This window comes from Thiobaca trueperi, assembly GCF_004342175.1.
GTDB classification, from domain to species: Bacteria; Pseudomonadota; Gammaproteobacteria; order Chromatiales; family Chromatiaceae; genus Thiobaca; species Thiobaca trueperi.
Genome location: NZ_SMAO01000002.1, coordinates 509,019 through 533,627, shown reverse-complemented (window position 1 = coordinate 533,627; position 24,609 = coordinate 509,019). Strand labels below are relative to the sequence as shown.

At 62.6% G+C, this 24,609-nt stretch carries 18 protein-coding genes; 7 read left to right on the top strand and 11 right to left on the bottom strand.

Going from position 1 to position 24,609, the window contains the following annotated elements; all coding sequences use genetic code 11:
• Positions 1 to 52: 52 nt before the first annotated feature.
• Positions 53 to 676, bottom strand: coding sequence for a LysE family translocator (locus tag EDC35_RS05515; protein WP_132976214.1), 624 nt, complete (start codon positions 674 to 676; stop codon positions 53 to 55).
• Between the two features lie 115 nt (positions 677 to 791).
• On the opposite strand from EDC35_RS05515, the gene EDC35_RS05510 reads away from it, so the two are divergent.
• Positions 792 to 1,913 carry an anthranilate phosphoribosyltransferase gene (locus EDC35_RS05510; protein ID WP_132976213.1) on the top strand — a complete coding sequence of 374 codons (1,122 nt, stop codon included), beginning with the start codon at positions 792 to 794 and terminating at the stop codon, positions 1,911 to 1,913.
• A 41-nt stretch (positions 1,914 to 1,954) separates the two neighbouring features.
• Here the strand turns inward: EDC35_RS05510 and EDC35_RS05505 are convergent, their stop codons facing one another.
• Entirely contained in the window at positions 1,955 to 3,148 is a 1,194-nt protein-coding gene (locus EDC35_RS05505) for an esterase/lipase family protein (RefSeq protein WP_243651456.1), read from the bottom strand.
• A gap of 17 nt (positions 3,149 to 3,165) precedes the next feature.
• Positions 3,166 to 3,687, bottom strand: a complete 522-nt coding sequence (locus EDC35_RS05500; RefSeq protein ID WP_132976212.1) for a DUF7931 domain-containing protein — start codon at positions 3,685 to 3,687, stop codon at positions 3,166 to 3,168.
• A gap of 278 nt (positions 3,688 to 3,965) precedes the next feature.
• On the opposite strand from EDC35_RS05500, the gene EDC35_RS05495 reads away from it, so the two are divergent.
• Positions 3,966 to 4,553 carry an OmpA family protein gene (locus EDC35_RS05495; RefSeq protein WP_132976211.1) on the top strand — a complete coding sequence of 196 codons (588 nt, stop codon included), beginning with the start codon at positions 3,966 to 3,968 and terminating at the stop codon, positions 4,551 to 4,553.
• A gap of 175 nt (positions 4,554 to 4,728) precedes the next feature.
• Here EDC35_RS05495 and purB read toward each other — a convergent pair whose 3' ends face one another.
• The 3 genes from purB to EDC35_RS05480 form a co-directional block, all read right to left on the bottom strand.
• Positions 4,729 to 6,102 (bottom strand): adenylosuccinate lyase, encoded by a 1,374-nt coding sequence (gene purB / locus EDC35_RS05490; protein ID WP_132976210.1) that lies wholly within the window; start codon positions 6,100 to 6,102, stop codon positions 4,729 to 4,731.
• Between the two features lie 172 nt (positions 6,103 to 6,274).
• The gene (gene acnA, locus EDC35_RS05485; RefSeq protein WP_132976209.1) at positions 6,275 to 8,938 is read right to left on the bottom strand and encodes an aconitate hydratase AcnA; all 2,664 of its coding nucleotides are present in this window, start codon (positions 8,936 to 8,938) and stop codon (positions 6,275 to 6,277) included.
• A gap of 92 nt (positions 8,939 to 9,030) precedes the next feature.
• On the bottom strand, positions 9,031 to 9,486 hold the full coding sequence (locus EDC35_RS05480) for a Uma2 family endonuclease (RefSeq protein WP_132976208.1): 456 nt from the start codon (positions 9,484 to 9,486) through the stop codon (positions 9,031 to 9,033).
• A gap of 236 nt (positions 9,487 to 9,722) precedes the next feature.
• Between EDC35_RS05480 and recQ the strand changes: the two genes are divergently transcribed.
• Positions 9,723 to 11,945 (top strand): DNA helicase RecQ, encoded by a 2,223-nt coding sequence (recQ, locus tag EDC35_RS05475; RefSeq protein WP_132976207.1) that lies wholly within the window; start codon positions 9,723 to 9,725, stop codon positions 11,943 to 11,945.
• Between the two features lie 331 nt (positions 11,946 to 12,276).
• Positions 12,277 to 12,666, top strand: a complete 390-nt coding sequence (gene queF, locus EDC35_RS05465) for a preQ(1) synthase (RefSeq protein ID WP_132976205.1) — start codon at positions 12,277 to 12,279, stop codon at positions 12,664 to 12,666.
• Positions 12,667 to 12,724: 58 nt separating this feature from the next.
• Here queF and aceK read toward each other — a convergent pair whose 3' ends face one another.
• From aceK to aceA, 3 genes are all read right to left on the bottom strand, one after another.
• Positions 12,725 to 14,488, bottom strand: a complete 1,764-nt coding sequence (gene aceK / locus EDC35_RS05460) for a bifunctional isocitrate dehydrogenase kinase/phosphatase (protein WP_132976204.1) — start codon at positions 14,486 to 14,488, stop codon at positions 12,725 to 12,727.
• A 61-nt stretch (positions 14,489 to 14,549) separates the two neighbouring features.
• Positions 14,550 to 15,029: a ribonuclease E activity regulator RraA gene (gene rraA / locus EDC35_RS05455; protein WP_132976203.1), complete on the bottom strand. Its 480-nt coding sequence runs from the start codon at positions 15,027 to 15,029 to the stop codon at positions 14,550 to 14,552.
• A 155-nt stretch (positions 15,030 to 15,184) separates the two neighbouring features.
• A complete protein-coding gene (aceA, locus tag EDC35_RS05450; RefSeq protein WP_132976202.1) occupies positions 15,185 to 16,489 on the bottom strand; it encodes an isocitrate lyase in 1,305 nt (434 codons plus the stop codon).
• 482 nt (positions 16,490 to 16,971) lie between these two features.
• On the opposite strand from aceA, the gene pdxH reads away from it, so the two are divergent.
• From pdxH to EDC35_RS05435, 3 genes are all read left to right on the top strand, one after another.
• Positions 16,972 to 17,616: a pyridoxamine 5'-phosphate oxidase gene (gene pdxH / locus EDC35_RS05445; RefSeq protein ID WP_132976201.1), complete on the top strand. Its 645-nt coding sequence runs from the start codon at positions 16,972 to 16,974 to the stop codon at positions 17,614 to 17,616.
• Positions 17,617 to 17,820: 204 nt separating this feature from the next.
• A complete protein-coding gene (locus tag EDC35_RS05440) occupies positions 17,821 to 18,261 on the top strand; it encodes a hypothetical protein (RefSeq protein ID WP_132976200.1) in 441 nt (146 codons plus the stop codon).
• Between the two features lie 320 nt (positions 18,262 to 18,581).
• Entirely contained in the window at positions 18,582 to 19,916 is a 1,335-nt protein-coding gene (locus EDC35_RS05435) for a KamA family radical SAM protein (protein ID WP_132976199.1), read from the top strand.
• Positions 19,917 to 20,088: 172 nt separating this feature from the next.
• Here the strand turns inward: EDC35_RS05435 and EDC35_RS05430 are convergent, their stop codons facing one another.
• Together EDC35_RS05430 and EDC35_RS05425 are read right to left on the bottom strand one after the other, a co-directional pair.
• Positions 20,089 to 23,220 carry an efflux RND transporter permease subunit gene (locus tag EDC35_RS05430; protein WP_341539423.1) on the bottom strand — a complete coding sequence of 1,044 codons (3,132 nt, stop codon included), beginning with the start codon at positions 23,218 to 23,220 and terminating at the stop codon, positions 20,089 to 20,091.
• A 9-nt stretch (positions 23,221 to 23,229) separates the two neighbouring features.
• The gene (locus tag EDC35_RS05425) at positions 23,230 to 24,522 is read right to left on the bottom strand and encodes an efflux RND transporter periplasmic adaptor subunit (protein WP_132976197.1); all 1,293 of its coding nucleotides are present in this window, start codon (positions 24,520 to 24,522) and stop codon (positions 23,230 to 23,232) included.
• Positions 24,523 to 24,609: the final 87 nt, after the last annotated feature.

The following is a 24,609-nucleotide window of genomic DNA, read 5'->3' as shown; positions in this document are numbered from 1 at the left end:
AGCGATTGTGAACGTCTGACGGTTGAGCCGCGTGTTCGTTCAATCTCTGATGTCAGCCATCAACCCAGCCGAGCCAGACGCATCCTTCATACATGAGCACCAGCCCCAGCATCATCAGGACCAGACCGAGCGTGCGCAGGGTGTAGAGATAGACAGGCCCACTCATGAAGGCACGCGACCGCCCGACCAGCAACGCCAGCGCGATCTTCGCGCCAACCAATAGGGCATAGAAGCTGATCAGAAACACCAGGAGCGCGCCCAGACTCTGGCTCATGGCGCTGGCCATGATTGGCGCACCAACGCTCGACCAGAAGAGATAGGGATGCGGACTCAGCAGATTGGCCAGCATGCCCTTGGTCAGCGAGCGCGATTCCAGTACCTCATCATCGAGTCGGACTCCCTGGGTGCCGAGCGTGCGCCAGCCCAGAAACAGCACGAAACTGCCGCCGAACAGCGACAGCACCCCGAGCACGCCATGGATCTCGGTGAGCCGCGACAGGAGCGCCAGGGTCAGCAGGATGAGCGGCGCATCGGTGAGCAGCGGCGCGATCGCCACCTTCATCCCGGAGCGTGCGCCATGCTGGAGCGTCTCCGAGATGACGAGCGTGAGCACAGGGCCGGGCGCGAGTCCGGCGGACAGACCCAGCACGATGCCAAGCGCCAGAAAGCTCAACATCCCGAGTACACGAACAGGTCAGTCATGACGCTCTCCTCGCTAACCAAAGTCTAAATGAAGGATACTCGGCGCATTCGCTCCGCATATCGCAACACATCATCCTGGAGGACATTCCATGATCGACACGACAGCGACCCATGACGACATCCAAATCCAGATGCGTTCGATCATCCAGCGCATCGCGACCGGTCCCGAGCAGTCCAAAGACATCTCGCTGGCCGAAGCGCGCGCCGGAATGCGCGCCATCCTTGACCATCAGGTCGATCCGGTGCAGGCCGGCATCTTTCTGATCGCGCTGCGCATGAAGCGCGAGACCGACGAAGAATTCAAAGGCATCCTGGACGCCATCCGCGAGGTCACGGGGCATGTCGTGGCAGCAGTCGATGAGGTGGTCGATATTGCCGATCCCTATGATGGCTACAACCGCTGTCTGCCCGCCGCGCCCTTCCTGATGCCGCTGCTGGCCGAGTGCGGCGTGGCGGCGATCAGCCAGGGCGCACATGCCGTGGGGCCGAAGTTCGGCGTTACCCATCGTCATGTGCTGGAGGCCGCCGGGGTGCCGGTCGATCTGAGCCCGGTCGAAGCCGCTGACCGGCTGGCCGATCCGGCGCTCGGCTGGAGCTATGTCGATCAACGGGCCTTCTGCGCGCCGCTGCACAATCTGGTCGATCTGCGCACCGCCATCGTCAAGCGTCAGGCGATCACGACCACAGAGGTACTGGCACGGCCCATCCACGGTCGCCGTCAGACCCATCTGGTGACCGGCTATGTTCACACGGCCTACCCGCGCATCTATGCCCTGCTCGCCCGCCATGCCGGATTCGATTCGGCGCTGCTGGTGCGCGGCGTCGAGGGTGGCGTCATTCCCTCGCTGCGACAAAAGGGCATCTGTTACAACTATCAGCACCATGCCGAGGAACAACCCTTCGAGATCGATCCGGTCGAGCTGGGCATCGAACAGGCGATTCGTGCCGTGCCCCTTCCCAGGGACATCCCTCAGACCACCCGTCCCGGCGACGAAATCGCCATCACCGTGGATGTCGCGGCGACCGCCCGCGCCGCCGCTCAGGCCGGTCTGGCTGCCCTGCAGGGCGAGCCGGGGCCGACTTACGACAGCCTCGTCTACGCTGGCGCGCTCATCCTCTGGCACCTCGGACGCGAGAGCTCGCTGACCGTTGCCGCCGACCGTGTCCGTGATGCCCTGGATTCCGGCCGGGCCGCACAGCGGGTGCGTTAAGCAATCCTCCCGAGACCTGAGCTCAACCCCGGTTGTGCGCCTTAATTGGCGATTACTGAAGGTCGGATCGGGTTCGATCCGACCGGCTCGGCGGTTTGATCAGGCAGCCGGGGCGCATCGCTCAACGCGGGGCCGGACTGTGCTGCAACATCCACCGCACCGCTTTCGCCGCCGCCGCTCCATCCCTCAAGCGTTTGCAGCAGCGGCCGGATCGCAGGCGGTTCGGGATCGTTCGGCAGCAGCCTGAGCAGCATGCCGCGATGCGATGCCTGCATGACCAGCGGCGGAGGCGTGTTCGGGAGACTGAGCGAGGCAAGGGTAACGACGCCATCACCCAGTCCCTCGCCGATCCCGGACCACCAGGTCGCAAATTTCTCGCGCAGCTCCAGTGTCGGCGCTGATTGTGACATTTCTGCAACACTCTGCGTCATCGCCAGCGGCGGCTCCAGCAGGACGCCACCAATCAATTGGATGGGAATGGTTGTCGGCCAGGGAACGGCGTTGAGCGCGGTGAGATAATCGCTCCCTGGACGCAGATCAATCTTGGCCTCGCCGGTCCCGTCGCGCAGCGCGGCAAAGAGCGAGAAACGACGATCGCGCTCTTCAAGCAACTGATCGCGCAATTCGAGCCAGATGCGCAGTCGGGCCCATTCCGAGCCCTGATTCGGGGTGCCGATGAGCACGGCGCCGAGGATGGGCGCACCCGCCACCTGGGCCGATCCAGCCACCGGATGCCGCCAGCGCGAGACGAAATCACGAATTACCAGTCCACCCATGCTGTGTCCGACGAAAATGGCCGGGCGGTCAGCCGGGAGTGTCGGCCAGTGTTCGGCGAGATAGGCGACGCTGCGGTCGATGCCCTGATCATTCGGATAGCGAAACTCCCAGACCTCGAAACCGGCAGTGTCCAGAACCGGAATGAGGTCATGCCAGATGCTGCCCGGCTCATCCAGACCATGTACCAGGACGATGCGCGGTTTCTTTGACGCTGGCGCCGCAATCCGCAGCGCCAGACCATGCCAGCCATCGTTGTTGGGCGTCATGGCATCAGGAAACCAGGCCAGGAGCTGGTCGTGCACCACCACCCGTAATTCGCGTTCCTCCTGCGGATGGTCTTCAGCCCACCAGGTCCAGAGCGCGACCGCGCTGATCAGAGTCAGCAGTGCCAGCAGCGAGGGATGGCGCCAGCGTGCCGGGCGGGAGCGGCGGGGTTGGCGAAAGGTGGCGGATCGCATGGATCGAGAATGTCTGTTCACAGATACAGCCGGCTCAGTTCGGGGGCGACATCGCTGCGCTCCCAGATCTGTTCGAAAGCGGAGCGCAGACGGCGCGCCTCGCTGGGGTTGTTGAAATCGACGACAGCCTCCATGGTGGCGGCAAGACGACGGTGAATGTAGCCGCGCTCGTCGGCAATCAGAAAGGCGTCGGGGCGATCCTGATCGTCCGCGCCGACGCAGCGAATCGCGATCCGGGAGGTCAGGCGGCGCGCCAGCTCGATCAGCCGGTGTCCGCCCTGGCTGGCGCTGCGCGGATCGCACAGCAGGACGCGCACGGACAGACCCGGGCGCGCCAGCGCGAGGCGCTGCACGGCGCTGAGAAATGGCGCCTGATCGTAGAGATCAGGGTCGAGCGCGCGACTGAACAGCAACAGCTCGCGCCGCGCCTGACTGGCCATGCGCACGCCCGCCTCCCGCACAAGGGCGCGGCGATCCAGCGTCAGGGGACCGGATGACGCACCGAGTACGGGGTCTTCTGCAAAGATCAATTCAGACATGAATGTTGCATCTTCAAAACAGTCGTTGTAAATACGCTGCGAACATAGAAAAAAGTTGCACTTTTGCTCCTGTAGTGGGCTAAAATGTCTGCGTTCCAAGTGCGGCCCTTCGACCGTCACCTGTGTGCCATTGAGACTTCAAAACAAGCTTCGGGAGGCGCATTCGTGGCGTGAGCGAAAGAAAACACCGATTTGTTGTTTTTTACTGACGACTGCTTCGGCTTTCAACGAAGGTTCCCAATCCGATCATCTCCATCCACCTGAACAGGAAACAAACGATGCGCAAACAGAACCACACCTCACGCCTGGCCTCGCTGGCTGCTCCGTTCGCGGTGGCCTTCGCCCTGTCTGCACCGCTCGCCAATGCCGCCAGTGACTACAACAACGAGCATTTCTGGTCCGCCCAGCCGGAAGGGCAGGCCTGGGTGACGAACTACGGCGAGTGCTGGCAGAGCCTCCATGGCTCGGGCGAACTGGAGCCCTGTGTGGCTGCTCCGGTGGCCGCCGTGCCCAAGGAATTCATCGTTCGTCTGAACTTCGAATTCGATAAATACCGTCTCGAAAACATCGTCAACGACAACGAGCTGCGTCGTCTCGACGACTACATCGCCCAGGTCAAGGAAACCCCGGTGCGCGAGCAGATCTCGCTGACCGGCCACACCGACGCCAAGGGTTCCGATGCCTATAACATGGCACTCGGCCAGCGTCGCGCCGAAACGGTCCGCGATTATATGGTCAGCAAAGGCATCTCGCCGAGCGACATCACGTCTGTCGAAAGCCGTGGCAAGCGTGAGATGCTGCCCGAGTACGACATCTTCGCCGTCGAACAGCGCCGCGTGAAGATCAACGCCGAGTACGGCGGCTGATTTTCAGGGCTCAGAAGTAAATCCGCGCCGGTTGTGTCGACAACCGGCGCGGCAGGGTCCGATAAGCCTCACCCCCCCCGACTGTGGCTTATGGGAAGGCCGGCCATGTTAGCGCATGGCCGGCCTTTTTTATTATTCCACTGCCGGCATGGATGCGCCAAGCACTTCTATCGATTCAGATCGCGCGCGCAAGCCGGGCGGCCTCGCCCAGATAGGTCGCCGGGGTCAATGCCTTGAGTTCAGCCCTGGCCTGCTCCGGGATCGCGAGCGTCTCGACAAAATCAGCCAGCGCCTCCTGTCCGATACGCCGCCCACGGGTCAGTTCCTTCAGCTTTTCGTAAGGCGCTTCGACGCCATAGCGGCGCATGACGGTCTGAATCGGCTCGGCCAGCACCTCCCAGTTCGCCTCCAGATCCGCCGCCAGCCGTGCCGGATCCGCCTCCAGCTTGCCAATTCCCTTGAGCGCCGAATGCAGCGCAATGGTCGTATGCGCGATGCCGACGCCAAGATTGCGCAGCACGGTCGAGTCGGTCAGATCGCGCTGCCAGCGCGAAACCGGTAGCTTGTCGGCCAGATGTTCCAGGATGGCGTTGGCCAGACCCAGATTGCCCTCGGCGTTCTCGAAGTCGATGGGGTTGACCTTGTGCGGCATGGTCGAGGAGCCGACCTCGCCCGCCACCGTGCGCTGTTTGAAGTAACCCACCGAGATATAGCCCCAGACATCCCGGCAGAAGTCGATGAGGATGGTATTGAAGCGAGCCAGCGCATCGAAGAGCTCGGCCAGATAGTCGTGCGGTTCGATCTGCGTCGTGTAGGGATTCCAGGTCAGCCCCAGCGATTCGACGAAGGCCTGCGACAGCGCCGGCCAGTCGATCTCGGGATAGGCGGACAGATGGGCGTTGTAATTGCCGACCGCGCCATTGAGCTTGCCCAGCAGCGCCACCTCGGCAACCCGCGCGCGCTGACCGCGCAGCCGGTGCACGACGTTGGCCATCTCCTTGCCGAGCGTGGTCGGGGTCGCCGACTGGCCGTGGGTGCGCGACAGCATGGGCAGCTCGGCATGACGATGGGCCAGCGCACGGATGGCGGCGATCAGCTCGTCCATCAGCGGCAGCAGAACCGCATCGCGCCCGGCGCGCATCATGAGTCCGTGCGAGAGGTTGTTGATGTCCTCGGAGGTGCAGGCGAAATGGATGAATTCGCTGACGGCTGCCAGCTCGGCATGATCCGCGATCCGCTCCTTCAGAAAATACTCGACCGCCTTGACATCATGATTGGTGGTGCGTTCGATGTCCTTGATGCGTTGCGCGTCCGCGACGCTGAAATTCGCCACGATGTCATTGAGCAGGCGGTTCGCCGTCTCCGAGAAAGCAGGAACCTCGACGATTCCGGGATGGCGCGCGAGCGCCTGGAACCAGCGGATCTCGACCTCGACCCGATGACGGATGAGACCGAATTCGCTGAAGATGGGACGCAGATCGGCGGCGCGGGCGGCATAGCGGCCATCGACCGGAGACACGGCGGTCAGGGTGGAGAGATCAAGGGTCATGAGGGGGTCCGGCGAGGGTCATGGGATGGACGGGATGTTCGATTTGCTATTCACCACTAACCGACACCTCAGGTATCGTGACGATCAGTTATCCCGTTTCAGCCTGTAGGGGCGATTTAAATCGCCCCTACAGGATTTACAGTCTTAAATTTTTGACTGGCAAGTCAAAAATTTAAGCGGCGAGCTTCCGCAGCACGTATTGCAGAATCCCGCCATGCCGGTAGTAGTCGATCTCGTTCGGCGTATCGATCCGCACCTTGGCCTCGAAGGTCTTCACCGAGCCGTCAGCCGCCGTCGCCCGCACCTCGACCTGCTTGGCCTCGGCGTTGTTCAGCCCGACGATGTCGAAGGTCTCGGTGCCGGTGAGTCCCAACGACTGGGCATTCTCGCCCTTGAGGAACTCCAGCGGCAGGATGCCCATGCCGACCAGATTCGAGCGATGGATGCGCTCGTAGCTCTCGGCGATGACGGCCTGGATGCCAAGCAGACGCGGCCCCTTGGCCGCCCAGTCGCGCGAGGAGCCGGAGCCGTATTCCTTGCCGGCGATGACGATGGCGGGCGTCCCTTCGGACTGATACTGCATGGCCGCGTCATAGATCGACATCTCTTCGCCAGTCGGCTGATGCAGGGTCACGCCGCCCTCGGTGCCCGGCGCCATGAGGTTGCGCAGCCGGATGTTGGCGAAGGTGCCGCGCATCATCACCTCGTGGTTGCCGCGCCGCGAACCCAAGCTGTTGAAATCCTTAGGCTCCACGCCTTTTTCCATCAGATACTTGCCAGCCGGCGAGTTGGGCTTGATGGAGCCGGCAGGCGAGATGTGGTCGGTGGTGATGGAATCGCCGAGCAGGGCCAGACAGCGCGCGCCGCCGATGTCGGTCACGGGCGTCAGGTCCAGCGACATACCCTTGAAGTAGGGCGGGTTCTGGATATAGGTCGAATCCGCCGGCCAGTCGTAGGTCTGGCTGGCAACGGCGTCGAGCGACTGCCAGCGTGCATCGCCGGCAAAGACATCGGCATAAGCCGCCGTGAACTCAGCCGGGGTGACGAATTCGGCGATCGCGGCGTTGACCTCGTCCTGGGTCGGCCAGATGTCCTTGAGATAGACCGGATTGCCCTGGGCATCGGTGGTCAGCGGATCTTTGGCGGGATCGATGTCGATGCGGCCGGCGATGGCATAGGCGACGACCAGCGGCGGGCTGGCCAGATAGTTCATGCGCACCTCGGCGTGCACCCGACCCTCAAAGTTGCGGTTGCCCGAGAGGATGGAGACGGCACAGAGGTCATTGGCGGCAATGGCCTTGGAGACCGGTTCGGGCAGCGGGCCGGTGTTGCCGATGCACACCGTGCAGCCGTAGCCGACATTGTGGAAACCGAGCGACTTCAGCGGCTCGGTCAGTCCGGCGCGGTCCAGATAGCGGGTGACGGCCATCGAGCCGGGACCAAAAGCGGTCTTGACCCAGGGCGCGCGCTTGAGCCCCAGCGCCGCCGCCTTTTTGGCGACCAGACCGGCGGCGATCAGCACGCTCGGGTTGGAGGTGTTGGTGCAGGAGGTGATGGCCGCGACCACGATGGATCCGTCGGAGATCTCGACCTCCTGACCCTCGATGACCGCCTTGGCCGCGCCTTTGCTCGGGATGTTGCGCTCTTTCTTGAGTGCAGCCAGCGCCGCCGGGAAGTGGCTCGCCATGTCGGACAGCGCCACCCGATCCTGCGGACGCTTGGGACCAGCCAGCGAAGGCACCACGTCGCCCAGATCCAGCTCCAGCGTCTCGGAATAATCGGCCTCGGTCGCGTCGGCGGTGTGCCACACACCCTGCGCCTTACAGTAGGCTTCGACCAGGGCGATCTGATGCTCGTCGCGTCCGGTCAGACGCAGATAGTCGAGCGTGATCTGATCGATGGGGAAGAGTCCGCAGGTCGCGCCATACTCCGGCCCCATGTTGGCGATGGTGTTGCGCTCGCCCATCGGCAGAGTGCTGATCGCCGGACCATAGAACTCGACGAACTTGCCGACCACGCCATGCTTGCGCAGACGCTCGACGATCACCAGCACCAGATCGGTCGCGGTCACGCCTTCTTTCAGCTTGCCGGTCAGCTTGAAGCCGACGACCTTGGGCACCAGCATGGACACCGGCTGACCCAGCATGGACGCCTCGGCCTCAATGCCGCCCACGCCCCAGCCCAGCACGCCGATGCCGTTGACCATGGTGGTGTGCGAATCGGTGCCAACACAGGTATCGAAATAGGCTTGAGTGACGCCATCAAGCGGCTTGGGGAAGACCACGCGCGCGAGGTACTCGACGTTGACCTGATGCACGATGCCGGTATCGGGCGGAACCACCTTGAAACCGTCGAGTGCGCTCTGGCCCCATTTGAGGAACTTGTAACGCTCCTGATTGCGCTGGAACTCCAGCTCGGCGTTGAGCGCGAAGGCGCTGTCCGAGCCAAAATGATCGACCTGCACCGAGTGGTCGATGACCAGCTCGGCGGGCTGGAGCGGGTTGATCTTGCGCGGATCGCCGCCGAGCGCGGCCATGGCATCGCGCATCGCTGCCATGTCCACCACCGCCGGCACGCCGGTGAAGTCCTGCATCAGCACGCGCGCGGGGCGGTACTGGATCTCCTTGTCCGGCTCGGCCTGCGGATTCCAGTTGCTGAAATACTCGATGTCCTCGCGCGTCACGGTCACACCGTCCTCGTTGCGCAGCAGATTTTCGAGCAGGATCTTGATCGAGTAAGGCAGACGCGCGCTGTTGGGCACAGCGTCGAGCTTGAAGATCTCGTAATCCTGGCCGGCGACGTTCAGGGTGGACTTGGCGTTGAAGCTGTTGGGCATCGAGGGCTCCGTTGGCGTGGCTGCTTGTGGTGTGGGACAGCCGACAATTCTAGCGCCCACCTCCCCGATACGCCACATGCTGCATTGCAATATCAGTCTTGTATTGCCCGGCTGTGCGGAATCGCCCCCTCATGCGCAAAATAGGCGATGATGCCGCGTTCATCGAGAATCCAGACCTCTTGCGCCCCTGCCGCAAGGTAGAGTGCGGTTTTTTCCTCGATCTCGGCCTTGGAATTGGATGGCGAGGTGATCTCGACGCAGATTTCAGGTGCTTTGGTGTAAGGCGTGTCGTAGCCGAATTGCTCGATAAATTCGTCCGACGCCCAAGCAACATCGACCACCTTCACTCCGTCGCTCGTTTTAATCGAGCATTCCATGATGATTTTTCCATTGCCTTGATGTTTGTCGATGTAGGCGCCGATTTCATATTGAAGGCTGCCATTCCGGTTGCTGGCAGGACTCATTAGAATTTTGCCCCATTTGTTGAGCTCGATCTTGAACGGAAGATCTTTTAGATACGGGTTGGCGATGACGCTTGACCATTCCATTATTCAACCTTCTTCTGAGTTGAGGTGCGATGATTTAAACCGCGTCCAAAGCGAGAAGCCAGGTTTCGAGTACATTCGATTTGGGCACATTCGCGGCACTGAGCGGAGACGCAGTTTAAGACCTGAATCTGAACGCAATCCAGGAAAAGGGTAGCGTCCAAGCACCCCCTGTCAAGCTGACACCGGTTCGATTATCCTGCCATCTGAATCACGAACCTGATGACCTGAGTGCAAGAATGGACGAAACGCCACGGCAGATTCTGCACCGAATCTTCGGCTATGACCGCTTCCGGGGCGCGCAGGCCGAGATCATCGAACAGGTGATGAAGGGTGGCGATGCGCTGGTGCTGATGCCGACCGGTGGCGGCAAATCGCTCTGTTATCAGATCCCGGCGCTGCTGCGACCGGGCGTCGGGGTGGTGGTTTCGCCGCTGATCGCGCTGATGCAGGATCAGGTGGACGCCCTGACCCAGCTCGGGGTGCGCGCGGCCTTCCTCAATTCGTCGCTCACGCCGGAACAGGCGCGGTCGGTGGAACAGGCGATGCAGACCGGCGCGCTGGATCTGGTCTATGTCGCACCGGAACGCCTGCTGACCGAGCGCTTTCTGAGTCTGCTGGAGCGGATTCCGGTCGCGCTCTTCGCCATCGACGAGGCCCATTGCGTCTCGCAATGGGGACATGATTTTCGCCCCGAGTACATCCAGCTCGATCTGCTGCACGCACGCTGGCCGCAGGTGCCGCGCATCGCGCTCACCGCCACCGCCGATGTCCCGACCCGCAACGAGATCGTCACCCGGCTGCGTCTGGAGCAGGCCGGTCAGTTCGTTTCCAGTTTCGACCGCCCGAACATTCGCTACCGGATCGTCGAGAAGGCGAACCCGCGCCAGCAGTTGCTTGCCTTTCTGCGCCGCGAGCATCCCGGGGACGCCGGCATCGTCTACTGTCTGTCGCGCAAGCGGGTGGAGGAAACGGCGGTCTATCTTCAGGGCCAGGGTTTTGCCGCCCTCCCCTATCACGCCGGTCTGTCCGCCCAGACGCGCCGCGACCATCAGGCGCGCTTTCTGCGCGAGGAAGGCGTGATCATGGTCGCGACCATCGCCTTCGGCATGGGCATCGACAAGCCGGACGTGCGTTTCGTCGCCCATCTGGATCTGCCCAAGAGTCTGGAATCCTATTATCAGGAGACGGGCCGCGCCGGTCGCGATGGTCAGCCGGCCAATGCCTGGATGGCCTATGGCCTGAGCGACGTGGTGATGCTGCGCCGCTTCATCGAGGATTCGGATGCGGACGAACACTTCAAGCGCATCGAGCTGCACAAGCTCGACGGCATGCTGGGTTATTGCGAGACGACCGAATGCCGGCGTCAGGTCATGCTCAACTATTTCAGCGAGAGCCTGCCCGCGCCCTGCGGCAACTGCGATACCTGTCTGGAGCCGGTCGAGACCTGGGACGGCACGGTCGCCGCGCAGAAGGCGCTGTCCTGCATCTATCGCACCGGACAGCGTTTCGGCAGCGCCTATCTGACCGAGGTGCTGCTCGGCAAGTCCAGCGAGCGCATCCGCCGTGTTGGGCACGATCAGGTGAGCACCTTCGGCATCGGCAGGGAACTCAGCGCCGACCAATGGCGCTCGGTCTACCGGCAACTGGTGGCGGCGGGTCTGGCTGCGGTCGATATGGAAGGGCACGGCGCGCTGCGGCTGACCGAGACGAGCCGACCCCTGTTGCGCGGCGAGCGCGGGATCCGGCTGCGCCGTGATCCCGACCGTCAAAAGGCGACCCGCGCCGCACGCGCACCCGTCGCGGCCGTCCCGACCGATCCAGAGGCCGCCGCGCTCTGGCAGGTGCTGCGCGACCATCGCCGTGAACTGGCGCTGGCGCAGAACGTGCCGGCCTATGTCATCTTCGCCGACTCGACCCTGCGTGAGATCCTCGCCTATCGCCCCCGCAGTCTGGCCGAGCTGAGCCGGATCAGTGGTGTCGGTCAGGCCAAGCTGGAGCGTTTCGGTGCGGGCTTTTTACAGGTACTGGCCGATCATGAGTCGCAACATGGTCGCCCGTCCGGACTGCCGCCCCTGCCAACCGCCGGGCTCGGCAAAGCGCCGCCGCATCCAGGCCGGGTCTGGGAGTCGGGTCTGAGCGACACGGTGCAGGAAACGCTTGATCTTTTTCGCACCGGACTGACACCGGAGGCCATCGCCGCGCGCCGCTCGGTCAAGCTCGACACGATTTATACGCATCTGTCGCGCTGCATTGAGGAAGGCGAGCTTGACGCGCGCGAGGTCGTCAGGCTCGATGACGAGATCGTTCGACGCATCGAATTCGCCTTCGACCAGTTGCCGGAGCGGTCGATCATGGCGCTCAAGCCGGTCTTCGATGCCTTCGATGGCCAGTACGACTATGGGTTGCTGCGCTGCGTGCGCGCGGGAATGCATGCGTCCCCGCGCGCCGAAGCGGTCTGACAGACCTCCCTGCCACGAAAACCGGGGGAAAACCGGTCGTCGGGCTGAACCCGTCGCGCGTCCAGCGCGATGGTCGTAGACTAAGCCGCGTCCAGCGCGATAGACGTCCTTTTTAGTTTGTGTTCAACCTTTGAGATTGTCTCGGCCTCAGTGGAGACGCGGTTTAAAATTTTATATTTTTTAATGATATAAACCGCGTCAGCTCCGGAAATCCTTGATTCTGCCGAGGCTGATCCAATCCAAAAACATCGCCTGCCGCTCTGGACGCGGTTTACCAACTGTCTGTGGTTCGCGCGTCCCGCGCGGCCCAATCGATCATGAGACGAAGACCATGCCCAGCCTGCCGAGCAAAGCGCTCGAAACCTTCCCCAATCCGCAACCCGAACGGGACTACACCATCCGCATCCGGGTGCCCGAGTTCACCTGTCTCTGCCCCAAGACCGGCCAGCCCGATTTCGCTGAACTGACGCTGGAATATGTGCCGGATCGACTGTGCGCGGAACTCAAGGCGCTCAAGACCTATGTCTGGTCCTATCGCGATGAGGGCGCCTTCCATGAGGCGGTGACGAATCTGATTCTGAGCGATCTGGTCACGGCCATCGCGCCGCGCTTCATGCGTCTGACCGCCGATTTCAATGTGCGCGGCGGGATCTATACCACGGTCGTGGCCGAGCATCGCGACCCCGGCTGGCAGCCGCCGGAGCCGGTGCGACTGCCCTGATGCAAGGCGACGCGACCTGCGAACAGTCAGGCCGCGTCAGGCATCGCCGGGTTGACGCTTACTCGCGGATACCCGAGGACATGCGCGGGCAATCTTCGCGTTTGGGACGGAAGCGACGCTCGGTCAGATAGGGGAAGATATCTTCCAGATGTCCGGCGCGGATATGGTCCTGCCGGGCACGCCACCAGGCCGGGTCGAGCAGCTCGCTGTGCAGTTCGCGGAAGATCTTGCGGATCCGTGGATCGGTCAGCAGAAAGGTCTCGAATTCTTCCGGAAAGACATCATTGGGTCCGGCCGTGTACCAGACATCCTCGCCCATTTCCATTTCAGGATTGGGCGCTTCGGGGATGGCGCGGAAATGGCACTCGGTCAGATAACAGAGTTCGTCGTAGTCGTAAAAGACGACCCGACCCTGACGGGTGACGCCGAAATTCTTGAACAGGAAATCGCCGGGAAAGATATTGGCGGCGGCAAGCTGTTTGATGGCATCGCCGTATTCAGCGATGGCATGACGGAGGTCTTCGTCATCAGCCGTGTGCAGATAAAGATTCAGCGGCGTCATGCGCCGCTCGATATAGAGGTGCTTGATGATGAGCTGATCGCCCTGGACCTCGATGCTGGCGGCGCACTCGCTCTCCAGCATCTCGCGCAGCGCCGGGGCAAAACGCCGCAGCGGGAAGGCGACATGCGAATATTCCCAGGAGTCGGCCATGCGCCCGACCCGGTCGTGCATCTTCACCAGTTGATATTTCTGCTTGACCAGCTCGCGGCTACTTTCCTTGGGCGGCGGAAAGCGATCCTTGATGATCTTGAACACGAAGGGGAACGAAGGCAGGGTGAAGACGCACATCACCATGCCGCGAATGCCGGGCGCGACCACAAAATCGTCGGTCGAATAACGCAGATGCTTCAGGAAATCGCGATAGAACTCGGCCTTGCCGAATTTCTGCAAGCCGATGGCGGTATAGAGTTCAGCCTTGCCCTTGCGCGGCATCAGCGGGCGTAGAAAATCCACCACCGCCGCCGGGACTTCGGTGTCCACCATGAAATAGGCACGCGCGAAACTGAAGATATCCGAGATTTCTTCCTCGCCGGTCAGCAGGGTATCGACATAGAGCCCCTGCTGTTCGTCGTTCAGGATAGGGATGGCAAAGGGCGTCTGATCCGCCCCGTTGATCGCCTTGCCGATGAGATAGGCACCCTTGTTGCGATAGAAGAGCGGACGCAGGACGACGATCTGGAAATTCTGCTGGAGCGCCCGATTGGCCGGGAATCGCTCGCGAATGGCGCGCATGATGCAGCGGATATCGCGGCGACGGTCGCGAAAGGGACGCCGCAAGCCGGTATGACGCAGCAGATTGGCGATAACGCGGGTGAAGCCGTCGCGGGCCGGATAATAGGCGCGAAAAATGGGGATCTCGGCCTCCAGATGCTCGGTCGAGATCAGGGGCCAGACGAAGATATAGCTGTTGTTGTAATAGTGACGGTCGAACAGCCGGCAGAAGACCGAGTTGTAATAGGTTTCGGCCAGCTCGGGCTGATGGTGCTGCGGCAGCAGACGCAGATATTCGACCTTGACCCGTCGCCAGAGCGCATCGCTGGGATCACGCAGATTGAACTCGCGACGCAGCCGGGCAATGGTCTCAGCGATGCGCGTGTCATAGAAACTGATGCGCTCGCTGGCGGCCATCTGCACCGCCGGCCAGTCGGCTGACTCGAAACGCGCCTTGGCGCCTGCGGTGATTTCGCGGAACAGCCGATAGTGGCGCTCGAATCCGGCGAGGATGACCTCGGCGATGCGTTTGGCTTCGATCCAGGCCATTTTAAGTTTTCAGTGGGCAGTCGTCAGTTGGCAGAAGGATGGCGCGCTCGGTTTCATTCGCTCAAGTAAGCGGCTCGGCGGCGACCGCAATGCCGTCTTCGTCGCAGTAGACATGATCGCCGGGGCTGAAACGCACACCGGCAAAGGTGACGGGGATGTCGCGCTGACCTTCGCCGCGCCGCTGGCTCTTGCGTGGATTGGTCGCCAGTGCCTTGACACCAAGTGGCATCTCGCCGATCTCGCGGCTGTCGCGGATACAGCCGAAGAGGATGACGCCGGCCCAGCCGTTCTCGACCGCGCTCGCCGCGATCAGATCGCCGAGCATGGCACAGCGCAGCGAACCGCCCGCATCCACCACCAGCACCCGCCCCGCGCCCGGTTCGGCCAGGGTCGATTTGACCTGCGAGTTGTCCTCGAAACACTTGACCGTGACGATAGGACCGCCAAAACGGACACGCCCGCCGAAATCGCGAAAGATCGGCTCGCAGACCCGCAGGGCGTCTTCATAACGGTCGTAGAGATCAGCGGTCTTGATGTCCATTTTTAAATCGCGCCCCGTGGAGTATGCGATGTTTTTGGATTGAATACGCTTTGGCAGCCTCGACGATTGCCGGAGCTGGCGCGATTTAAAAAATCAAAAATATTCGATGATTATCCTGCTTTCCGGGCGACGCAGTCGTCGCCCGGAAAACAGGATTAGAACTGCTCTTCTTCAGTCGAGCCGTGCAGCGCGGTGACGGAGGAATGGCCGCCCTGGATGACGGTGGTCACGTCGTCGAAGTAGCCGACGCCGACCTCCTGCTGGTGCGAGACAAAGGTGTAACCCTTGTCGCGCGCCGCAAACTCGGGCTCCTGCACCTTTTCGACATAGTGCTTCATGCCTTCGCCGCGGGCGTAGTCATAGGCCAGGTCGAACATGTTGTACCACATGTTGTGGATGCCGGCCAGGGTGATGAACTGGTACTTGTAGCCCATCGCGCCCAGCTCGTCCTGGAATTTGGCGATGGTCTTGTCGTCCAGATTCTTCTTCCAGTTGAAGGACGGCGAGCAGTTGTAGGCCAGCAGCTTGTTGGGGTTGGCCTTGAGCAGCTCGTCGGCGAACTCCCTGGCAAAGCCCAGATCGGGGGTCTCGGTCTCGCACCACACCAGATCGGCATAAGGGGCATAGGCCAGACCACGGCTGATCGCCTGCTCGCCACCGTTCTTGACGCGGTAGAAGCCTTCGTCGGAACGCTCGCCGGTGAGGAAGGGACGGTCATTGGGATCGACATCGTTGGTCAGCAGGTTGGCTGCCTTGGCGTCGGTGCGGGCCAGGAGGAGCGTGGGCACGCCCATGACATCAGCCGCCAGACGCGCGGCGATCAGCTTCTCGACCGCCTCGCGGGTGGGGACCAGCACCTTGCCGCCCATGTGACCGCACTTCTTGACCGCTGCGAGCTGGTCCTCGAAGTGGACGCCGGCGGCGCCATTGACGATCATGTTCTTCATCAGCTCGAAGGCGTTCAGCACGCCGCCGAAACCGGCCTCGGCATCGGCCACGATCGGCAGGAAGTAATCGATGTAGCCCGCGTCGCCGGGACCGATGCCGCGCGACCACTGGATCTCGTCGGCACGCTTGAAGCTGTTGTTGATGCGACGCACCATGGTCGGGACCGAGTCATAGGCATAGAGCGACTGGTCGGGATACATGGTCTCGGAGGTGTTGCCGTCGGCGGCGACCTGCCAGCCGGACAGATAGATCGCCTCGATGCCGGCCTTGGCCTGCTGCATCGCCTGACCGCCGGTGATGGCGCCCATGCAGTTCACATAGCCCTTCTTCGCCTCGCCACGGACCAGATTCCAGAGCTTCTCGGCGCCACGCTTGGCGTAGGTGTGCTCGGGCTGGACGGAGCCGCGCAGGCGCACCACGTCCTCAGCGGAATAGCCGCGCTTCACATCGGTCCAGCGGGGATTCTGAGCCCAATCCTGCTCAAGTGCCTTGATCTGTTCCTGGCGGGTCATTTGGAATACTCCTCATGGGTGCTATGGTGAACCGCTCGCTAACCGTCTTCCCAGGCCTCCTGACCGGAGCATCCGTGGCAATATGCGGAAACGAAACGGCAGATGTTTGACTATCTTACTCGGTATTAACCTGCAAACATAACCCAAATGGCAAGCATTTGACGAGTCAATTATTCTAATTTTTTCTATTAAATTAAACCACGCCCAGCGCGGTATGTGTAATCTTCAGTTTGCATTCACCTCTTGAGGATTTCCCTGGCCTCAGTGGAGGCGCGGTTTAAAATTTCATATTATTGAATATCTTAAACCGAGCCAACCAGCATCAACAGCCATCGATGCTGCCAGGGCCGATCCAATCCAAAAACATCCTATACCGCGCCGGGCGCGGTTTAAGCAAGGCGAGCATTGATGACCATCCGAATTGCAGCGGTCGATACCGACCGTTCAGGCAGACCTGCCGACTCAGACACAGGGAGGCGGGTATGAACATCAACCCGGAAGCCGTCCGCCAGGAGCTGATGGCGCGCGGACTGTCGCGCGCGGATCTGGATCCCGACCCGATCCAGCAGTTCCAGGGCTGGTACGAGACCGCCATCGGTTCTGACCTCCCGGAACCGAACGGCATGAGTCTCTGCACCGTCGATACCAGCGGCCAGCCATCCGTCCGCACCGTACTGCTCAAGCTCTACGATCAGCGTGGCTTCGTCTTCTTCACCAATTACGAAAGCCACAAAGCCCGGGAGATCGACCGCAACCCTCAGGTTGCCATGCTCTTTCCCTGGGTGGCGCTGGCGCGGCAGGTGCAGATCCGTGGGCGGGCCGAGCGCATCCCGACCGCCGAGTCGCTGGCCTATTTCGCCACCCGCCCACGCGGCAGCCAGATCGGCGCCTGGTCCTCGCCGCAGAGCCGGGTGATCGGCTCACGCTCACTGCTGGAGGCCAAGGTTGCCGAGATCGCCCGCAAATTCGCCCACGGCGAGGTGCCGCTGCCGGATTTCTGGGGCGGCTATCGGGTCGTGCCCGAGATGATCGAGTTCTGGCAGGGACGCGAGAGCCGGCTGCATGACCGCTTCAGCTATACCCGTGACGACCGAGGCGACTGGCGCATCGAGCGCCTGGCACCCTGATCCAGGCAGCCATTTCCAGCAAAGCCCTTACCCGTCACCAAATCCTTTAGACAGGATTAACAGGATTGACAGCGTTTTTAAGTCGCTGTTTTCAATCCTGTTAATTTTGTTAATCCTGTCTAAATCAAAACCCTGATTCAGGCAACGACCCAATCCACAAACATCACATACCGCGCTGAGCGCGGTTTAATGGAGAAGACACCCATGCCCGACATGCCGGAAACCGAAACTGAACCTGCCATCGTTAGATCCCTGCGGCGCCTTCCGCCCGCCGAACAGCATCGTCTGCTGGAGTGGTCCCGCGGATGGGGAACGATTCGTTATGGCGAACTGCGCGGCGGCAGAAAGATCGCCGCCATGCTGGCATTGACCCGCGAACACAGAGCGGCCTGGCCGCTGGTGAAGGTCATGTCTCTGACCCTGAAGGTGATCATCTGGGACGCGCGCTCCTGGACCTTTCGCCTGGGGCTGGGTTCACTCGTCGCCACCTTCATGCTGCTCGGCAATGCGGCCGCCAGTATCGTGGCCCTGGGCGGCGGAATCGGACTCCCGCTATGGCTGCTGATCGGCGCTGGCGGGATCCTGATCGGGCTGCTGGCGGACAGGATTCAGACACAGCGACGCAAGCGTCAGCACACAGCCTGATTCATCCGCACCTCGCGAGCCGGGACTGGTCGCGAGGCGAATGATTGCAATCCCGGATTCGATCCACTAGGATCCGGCGCGGATCGACAAGTCAGGCTCCGGGCGCACACCGCACCCCTGCGGTACCTTAACCCACTCAATCCGCATCCGTCCTGACTTTCCGTGCACCCGCTCCGGGTGTCTCTGGCTGGCTCAACGCCCAGCCTCCTCGCGTAGCGGTCATGGATGGTTTGTGCCGCTGCATCCCGAAAAAACATGGTGCTTCCGCCCCGTCGGATGACGGTTGCCGGTCGCCATCGCCAAGAACAGGAGGGGCTGCCATGCGCAATCTTCGCGCAACTGTCTCCACACCGGCCTTCGCTGCGTCATCGTCACCAACCTATCAACCTTACACCCTGCGCGACCTGGGACGCATTCCACAACTTGCCCGCTTGCCACGCCATGTGCGCCGTGAGATCGAGATCGTGGCGCAGGTGCTGCCATTTCGCGCCAACAACTTCGTCGTGGAGGAACTGATCGACTGGCGTCATGCGCCGGATGATCCCTATTTCCGTCTGGTCTTTCCGGTACGGGAGATGCTGCGTCCCGAACATTTCGCGCGCATGGCCGGGGTCATGGAGCGCGGCCAGAAGGAGGACATCACCGCCGTTGCACAGGCCATTCGGGCCGAACTGAACCCACACCCCGCCGGGCAGATGGACCGGAATGTTCCGGTTCTGGACGGTCAGTCGCTCTCTGGAATGCAGCATAAATATCCGGAAACGGTGCTGTTCTTCCCAACCCAGGGCCAGACCTGTCACGCCTACTGTTCGTTTTGCTTCCGCTGGGCGCAGTTTGTCGGCAACACCGATCTGCGGTTTGCCGGTCGTGAGACGACGCTCCTGGTCGAGTATCTGCAAACCCATCCCGAAGTGACCGATCTGCTCATCACCGGCGGCGATCCGCTGGTGATGAAGACCCGGACCCTGGCCAGTTATATCGACGCGGTACTCCAGGCCGACCTGCCGCATCTGACCAGTATCCGCATCGGCACCAAGGCACTCACGTTCTGGCCCCATCGTTTTCTGACCGACCCCGATGCCGACGACCTGCTGCGACTGTTCGAGCGCGTCAATCAGGCCGGCAAGCATCTGGCGATCATGGCCCATTTCAACCACTACCGGGCGCTTGCTCATCCCCAGATCCAGGAGGCGATCAGCCGCATCCGCAATACCGGTGCGGAAATCCGCACCCAGTCGCCCCTGCTCGCCCACATCAACGACTCGCCCGAGATCTGGGCCGAGATGTGGCGGGAACAGGTCAAGGCCGGCTGTATCCCCTACTACATGTTTCTGGCCCGGGATACCGGCGCCCAGCACTATTTCGGGGTGCCGCTGGCCCGGGCCTGGGAGATCTTCCAGGCCGCCTATCAGCAGGTCAGCGGTCTGGCGCGCACGGTACGCGGCCCGAGCATGTCCACGACACCGGGCAAGGTGCAGGTGATGGGCGTGAACGAGATCGATGGAGAACCTGTCTTCACGCTTCAGTTCCTGCAGGCCCGCAATCCAGACTGGGTGTTGCGACCCTTCTTTGCCCGCTATGACCCGACGGCGCTCTGGCTCGACGATCTCCAGCCGGCGCAAAACGAAGAGCGGTTCTTTTTCGACCAACCCTGAGCAACCGTCTCTGATCGTTCTCTGATCGTTGTCGTTGTCGTTGTCGTTGTCGTCGTCGTAATCGTCGTCGGCTTGCGAATCTTCGACAACGACAACGACAACGACAACGACAACGAACAGCATCGAACTCACTCGAAACTCAGCCTCTCGCGCTGGACGCGGTTTAATCCTTTTAGATCAGTTCCCGCCGTCGCCACACCAGATAGATCGCCGGAATCACGAAGAGACTCAGCAGCGGCGCGGTGATCATGCCGCCGACCATGGGCGCGGCGATGCGGCGCATGACCTCCGACCCCGCGCCGTCGCCGAGCATGATCGGCAGCAGTCCGGCGAAGATGGTGGCGACCGTCATGGCCTTGGGCCGCACCCGCATCACCGCGCCCTCCATGATGGCGGTCCTGAGATCGGCCACGCTGTTGAGCCGGTTCGCGGCCCGTGCATCCCTGAGTGCGTGGTCCAGATAGACCAGCATCACCACCCCGAACTCGGCAGCCACACCGGCCAGCGCGATGAATCCGACGGCCACGGCGACCGACAGATTGTAGCCCAGCAGCAACACGAACCAGAAGCCGCCGACCAGGGCGAAGGGCAGCGACAGCATCACCAGCCAGGCCTCGGCGGCACGGCGGAAAATGAGATAGAGCAGGACGAAGATGATGACCAGGGTGAAGGGCACCACCCGGGTCAGCTTCTCCTTGGCGCGCAGCATGTATTCATACTGGCCGGACCAGGTGATGGAGTAACCCGGCGGAAGCCTGACCGCGTCGCGGACCTTCGCCTGGGCCGCCGCCACATAGCGCCCGACATCCACGTCACGGATATCCACATAGACCCAGCCGTTGAGCCGGGCGTTCTCGCTTCTGAGCATGGGCGGGCCATCGACGATCTCCACGGTGGCGATCTGTCCCAGCGGGATCTGGGCACCGGTCGGGGTCACGAGCGGCAGGTCGCGGAGCCTGTGCAGATCGTCGCGCTGTTCGCGCGGGAAACGCAGATTGACCGGGTAGCGTTCCCGCCCCTCGACGGTCTCGGTGACCTTGACCCCGCCCACCGCCGCAGCGACCAATTCATTGATGTCGCTGATGTTGAGCCCGAGCCGCGCCGCCGCCATGCGGTCGGGTCGGATCTCGATATAGCGTCCACCGGTGACCCGCTCCGAGATGGCGGAGGCCGTGCCCGGAAGCTGGCGCAGCACGCGCTCGATGTCCTGACTGATCGTCTCGATCACGGCCAGATCCGGCCCCGCGACCTTGATCCCGACCGGGGTCTTGATGCCGGTGGCGAGCATGTCGATGCGCGTCTTGATCGGCATGACCCAGGCATTGGTGACGCCGGGCACCTGCACCCGTGCATCCAGTTCCTCGATCAGACCCGCCAGCGTCAGGCCCGGACGCCACTGATCCTTCGGCTTGAGCAGGATGGTCGTCTCGATCATGGTCAGGGGCGCCGGATCGGTCGCGGTATCGGCGCGACCGGCCTTGCCGAACACCCGCTCCACCTCGGGGACGGTCGCGATCAGACGGTCGGTCTGCTGGAGCAACTGCTGGACCTTGCCGATAGCGATCCCCGGCAGGGTGGTCGGCATATACAGCAGATCGCCCTCATCGAGTTCGGGCATGAACTCCGAGCCCGGACCGGATCCCGTCTGGAAGGGAATCAGCACACTGAACACGATCAGCAGCGCGGCGATGATGGTCACGCGCGGCGCATTCAGCACCCCGCGCAGCAAGGGTCGATAGAGCGCGATGAGCCAGCGGTTCAGCGGATTGGCCTCCTCACGCGGGATGCGACCGCGAATGAAATAGCCCATGAGCACCGGCACCAGGGTGACCGACAGTCCGGCAGCGGCGGCCATGGCATAGGTCTTGGTGAAGGCGAGCGGGGCGAACAGCCGTCCCTCCTGCGCCTCCAGGGTGAACACCGGTACGAAGCTCAGGGTCACGATCAGCAGCGAGAAAAAAAGCGCCGGGCCAACCTCGCTGGCCGCTTCGGTGATGGTACGCCAGTGTGCCTCGCCGGTCGGTGGCTGACCGTGCGCCTGGTGATAACGCTCCAGATGCCTGTGGGCGTTCTCGACCATGACGATGGCCGCGTCCACCATGGCCCCGATGGCGATGGCGATCCCGCCCAGCGACATGATGTTGGCGTTGATGCCCTGATGGTGCATGACGATGAAGGCCGCCAGGATCCCGAGCGGGAGACTGACGATGGCGACAAAGGCCGAGCGCAGATGGAAGAGGAAGATCAGGCACACCAGGGCCACGACGATGAATTCCTCCACCAGCTTGCCCTGGAGATTGTCCACCGCCCGCTGGATGAGCCCCGAGCGGTCGTAGGTCGGGACGATCTCCACGCCATCGGGCAGACCGGGTCGGAGCTGGTCGAGTTTCTGTTTCACCGCGGCGATGGTGGTCAGTGCATTCTCGCCGTCGCGCATCACGACGATGCCGCCCGTGACCTCGCCTTCACCATCCAGATCCGTGACCACCCGGCGCATCTCCGGGCCGATCTGCACCGAGGCGAGATCGCGCAGCAGAACCGGCGTGCCTTCCGGGGTCACGTCCACCGGGATGGTCTCGATGTCCGCCAGGGAGGCGAGATAACCGCGACTGCGGATCATGTATTCCGCCTCGGCCAGCTCGATGACCGAGCCGCCGACCTCCTGATTGGCGTTGCGGATGGCCTCCGACAGACGGGCCAGCGGGATGCCATAGGCGCGCAGCTTTGCGGGATCGGCGACGATCTGATACTGACGCACCATGCCGCCCACGGTCGCGACCTCCGCCACGCCGGGCACGCTTTGCAGCTCGAACTTGAGGAACCAGTCCTGAAGACTGCGAAGCTGTGCCAGATCGTGCCGCCCGCTGCGATCGATCAGGGCATAGCTGAAGACCCAGCCAACCCCGGTGGCGTCCGGCCCCAGTCGCGGCGTGACCCCCGCTGGCAGACGCGAGACGGCCTGATTGAGATATTCCAACACCCGCGAGCGCGCCCAGTAGAGATCGGTGCCGTCCTCGAAGATGACATAGACATAGGAGTCCCCGACCATCGAGAAACCCCGCACCGTCTGCGCACCCGGAACCGAGAGCATGATGGTGGCGAGTGGATAGGTCACCTGATCCTCCACCACCTGCGGCGACTGTCCGGGGAAGTCGGTGCGGACGATGACCTGCACGTCGGAGAGATCCGGAATGGCGTCCAGCGGCGTCTGTTGGATGGAAATGATGCCCCAGCCAGTCAGCAGCAGGGTCGCGATCAGGACCAGGAAACGGTTGTGGATCGACCACTTGATGAGGTGTTCCATGATGTCCCCTCAGTGCCGGTGGCCGGTGACGGCTGCCGGGTCGGACAGCCGCTGGAAGCTCGCCTGGAGACTGGACTCGGAGTCGATCAGGAACTGACCTGAGACGACGATCTCGTCGCCTTCGTCGAGTCCGGCGAGGATCTCCACCCGCTCATCCACCGCCATGCCGACCGTCACGTCAACCGGCTGGAAACGTCCGCCGCCCAGCGCCCTGATCACGCTCGCGCGCTGCCCGGTCTGGATCAGCGCCTCGCGCGGGATCGTCAGCCGCGCCGTTCCGGGGTCGCCGAAGATGATCACCTTGGCAAAGAGATTCGGCTTGAGATCCAGTCCCGGATTGGGGAAGACCAGCCGGACGCGCAGGGTGCGCGTCCTGGGATCCAGTTCCGGGTAGAGATAATCCACCCGGCCTTCCCAGGTCCGGCCCGGCCAGGCGGGCACGCTCATCTCCGCCTTCAGGCCGTGAGTGATCCAGGCCAGTTGGTGCTCGAACACATCCGCCAGCACCCACACCGCGCTCAGATCGGCGATGGCGAACATCTCGCTGTCGGGGGTCACATACATGCCCTCACGGGCCATCAGGCGGGTGACGATGCCGTCCAACGGGGCCAGAACCGGCACCGTGTTGCGGGTCGCGCGGGTGCGCTCGATGTCGCGGATGACCGCCTCGGGCACATCGAGCAGACGCAGCAGATTGCGCGCCTTGTCGGCCTTGATCCGGCGCTCTCCGGATGTCTGGGGATCGGTGGCGATCAGAAAATCCACCTGAGCGGAGAGGATGTCGGGGGCATAGAACGCCGCCAGTTCCTGTCCCTTCCTGACCGGCTCGCCCTCGGCGCGCAGGCTCAGAGCCTCGATCCAGCCCGCCGCGCGCGGATGCACATGGGCGAGACGGGTCTCGTCGTAGGTAACGCGCCCGAGGGTGCGGATCGACTGACTCAGTGCTCCACGCTCGACGTGAGCAGTGCGCACACCCAGGTTCTGGATGACGGTTCCGCTCAGGGTGACGGGCGGATGGGCGTCGGTCTTCGCTTCCGTCTGCGATGATGCGGCGCCGCCGTGTTCGTCCGTCTGCCGGGGCACCAGACTCATGCCACAGATAGGGCAGGAACCGGGCTGGTCGCTCTGGATCTGCGGATGCATCGGGCAGACATAAACGGGTGCGGCCTCGTGCTGATGGGTGTGCCCCGACGACGCGCCGGGCGCGGGCATTGGATCGGTACCGCCGGCCAGGGACGGAAGGGTCATCGTCAGCACGACGACAAGGCCCGCACTCAGGCGGGTCAGAGAGGAAAAGGTCATGGTCTGGATCTCCTGCTGAGCGCGCGCGGCGGGGCCGCGCGATCAAAACCTGCAAGCCGACCGGCGATGGCATCGCGCCATCTCCGG

What these genes read in the sequence shown, in the direction of transcription:
- EDC35_RS05515 (WP_132976214.1), bottom strand. Translation starts at nt 676, where the DNA reads ATGTTGAGCTTTCTGGCGCTTGGCATCGTGCTGGGTCTGTCCGCCGGA.
- EDC35_RS05510 (WP_132976213.1), top strand. Translation starts at nt 792, where the DNA reads ATGATCGACACGACAGCGACCCATGACGACATCCAAATCCAGATGCGT.
- EDC35_RS05505 (WP_243651456.1), bottom strand. Translation starts at nt 3,148, where the DNA reads ATGCGATCCGCCACCTTTCGCCAACCCCGCCGCTCCCGCCCGGCACGC.
- EDC35_RS05500 (WP_132976212.1), bottom strand. Translation starts at nt 3,687, where the DNA reads ATGTCTGAATTGATCTTTGCAGAAGACCCCGTACTCGGTGCGTCATCC.
- EDC35_RS05495 (WP_132976211.1), top strand. Translation starts at nt 3,966, where the DNA reads ATGCGCAAACAGAACCACACCTCACGCCTGGCCTCGCTGGCTGCTCCG.
- purB (WP_132976210.1), bottom strand. Translation starts at nt 6,102, where the DNA reads ATGACCCTTGATCTCTCCACCCTGACCGCCGTGTCTCCGGTCGATGGC.
- acnA (WP_132976209.1), bottom strand. Translation starts at nt 8,938, where the DNA reads ATGCCCAACAGCTTCAACGCCAAGTCCACCCTGAACGTCGCCGGCCAG.
- EDC35_RS05480 (WP_132976208.1), bottom strand. Translation starts at nt 9,486, where the DNA reads ATGGAATGGTCAAGCGTCATCGCCAACCCGTATCTAAAAGATCTTCCG.
- recQ (WP_132976207.1), top strand. Translation starts at nt 9,723, where the DNA reads ATGGACGAAACGCCACGGCAGATTCTGCACCGAATCTTCGGCTATGAC.
- queF (WP_132976205.1), top strand. Translation starts at nt 12,277, where the DNA reads ATGCCCAGCCTGCCGAGCAAAGCGCTCGAAACCTTCCCCAATCCGCAA.
- aceK (WP_132976204.1), bottom strand. Translation starts at nt 14,488, where the DNA reads ATGGCCTGGATCGAAGCCAAACGCATCGCCGAGGTCATCCTCGCCGGA.
- rraA (WP_132976203.1), bottom strand. Translation starts at nt 15,029, where the DNA reads ATGGACATCAAGACCGCTGATCTCTACGACCGTTATGAAGACGCCCTG.
- aceA (WP_132976202.1), bottom strand. Translation starts at nt 16,489, where the DNA reads ATGACCCGCCAGGAACAGATCAAGGCACTTGAGCAGGATTGGGCTCAG.
- pdxH (WP_132976201.1), top strand. Translation starts at nt 16,972, where the DNA reads ATGAACATCAACCCGGAAGCCGTCCGCCAGGAGCTGATGGCGCGCGGA.
- EDC35_RS05440 (WP_132976200.1), top strand. Translation starts at nt 17,821, where the DNA reads ATGCCCGACATGCCGGAAACCGAAACTGAACCTGCCATCGTTAGATCC.
- EDC35_RS05435 (WP_132976199.1), top strand. Translation starts at nt 18,582, where the DNA reads ATGCGCAATCTTCGCGCAACTGTCTCCACACCGGCCTTCGCTGCGTCA.
- EDC35_RS05430 (WP_341539423.1), bottom strand. Translation starts at nt 23,220, where the DNA reads ATGGAACACCTCATCAAGTGGTCGATCCACAACCGTTTCCTGGTCCTG.
- EDC35_RS05425 (WP_132976197.1), bottom strand. Translation starts at nt 24,522, where the DNA reads ATGACCTTTTCCTCTCTGACCCGCCTGAGTGCGGGCCTTGTCGTCGTG.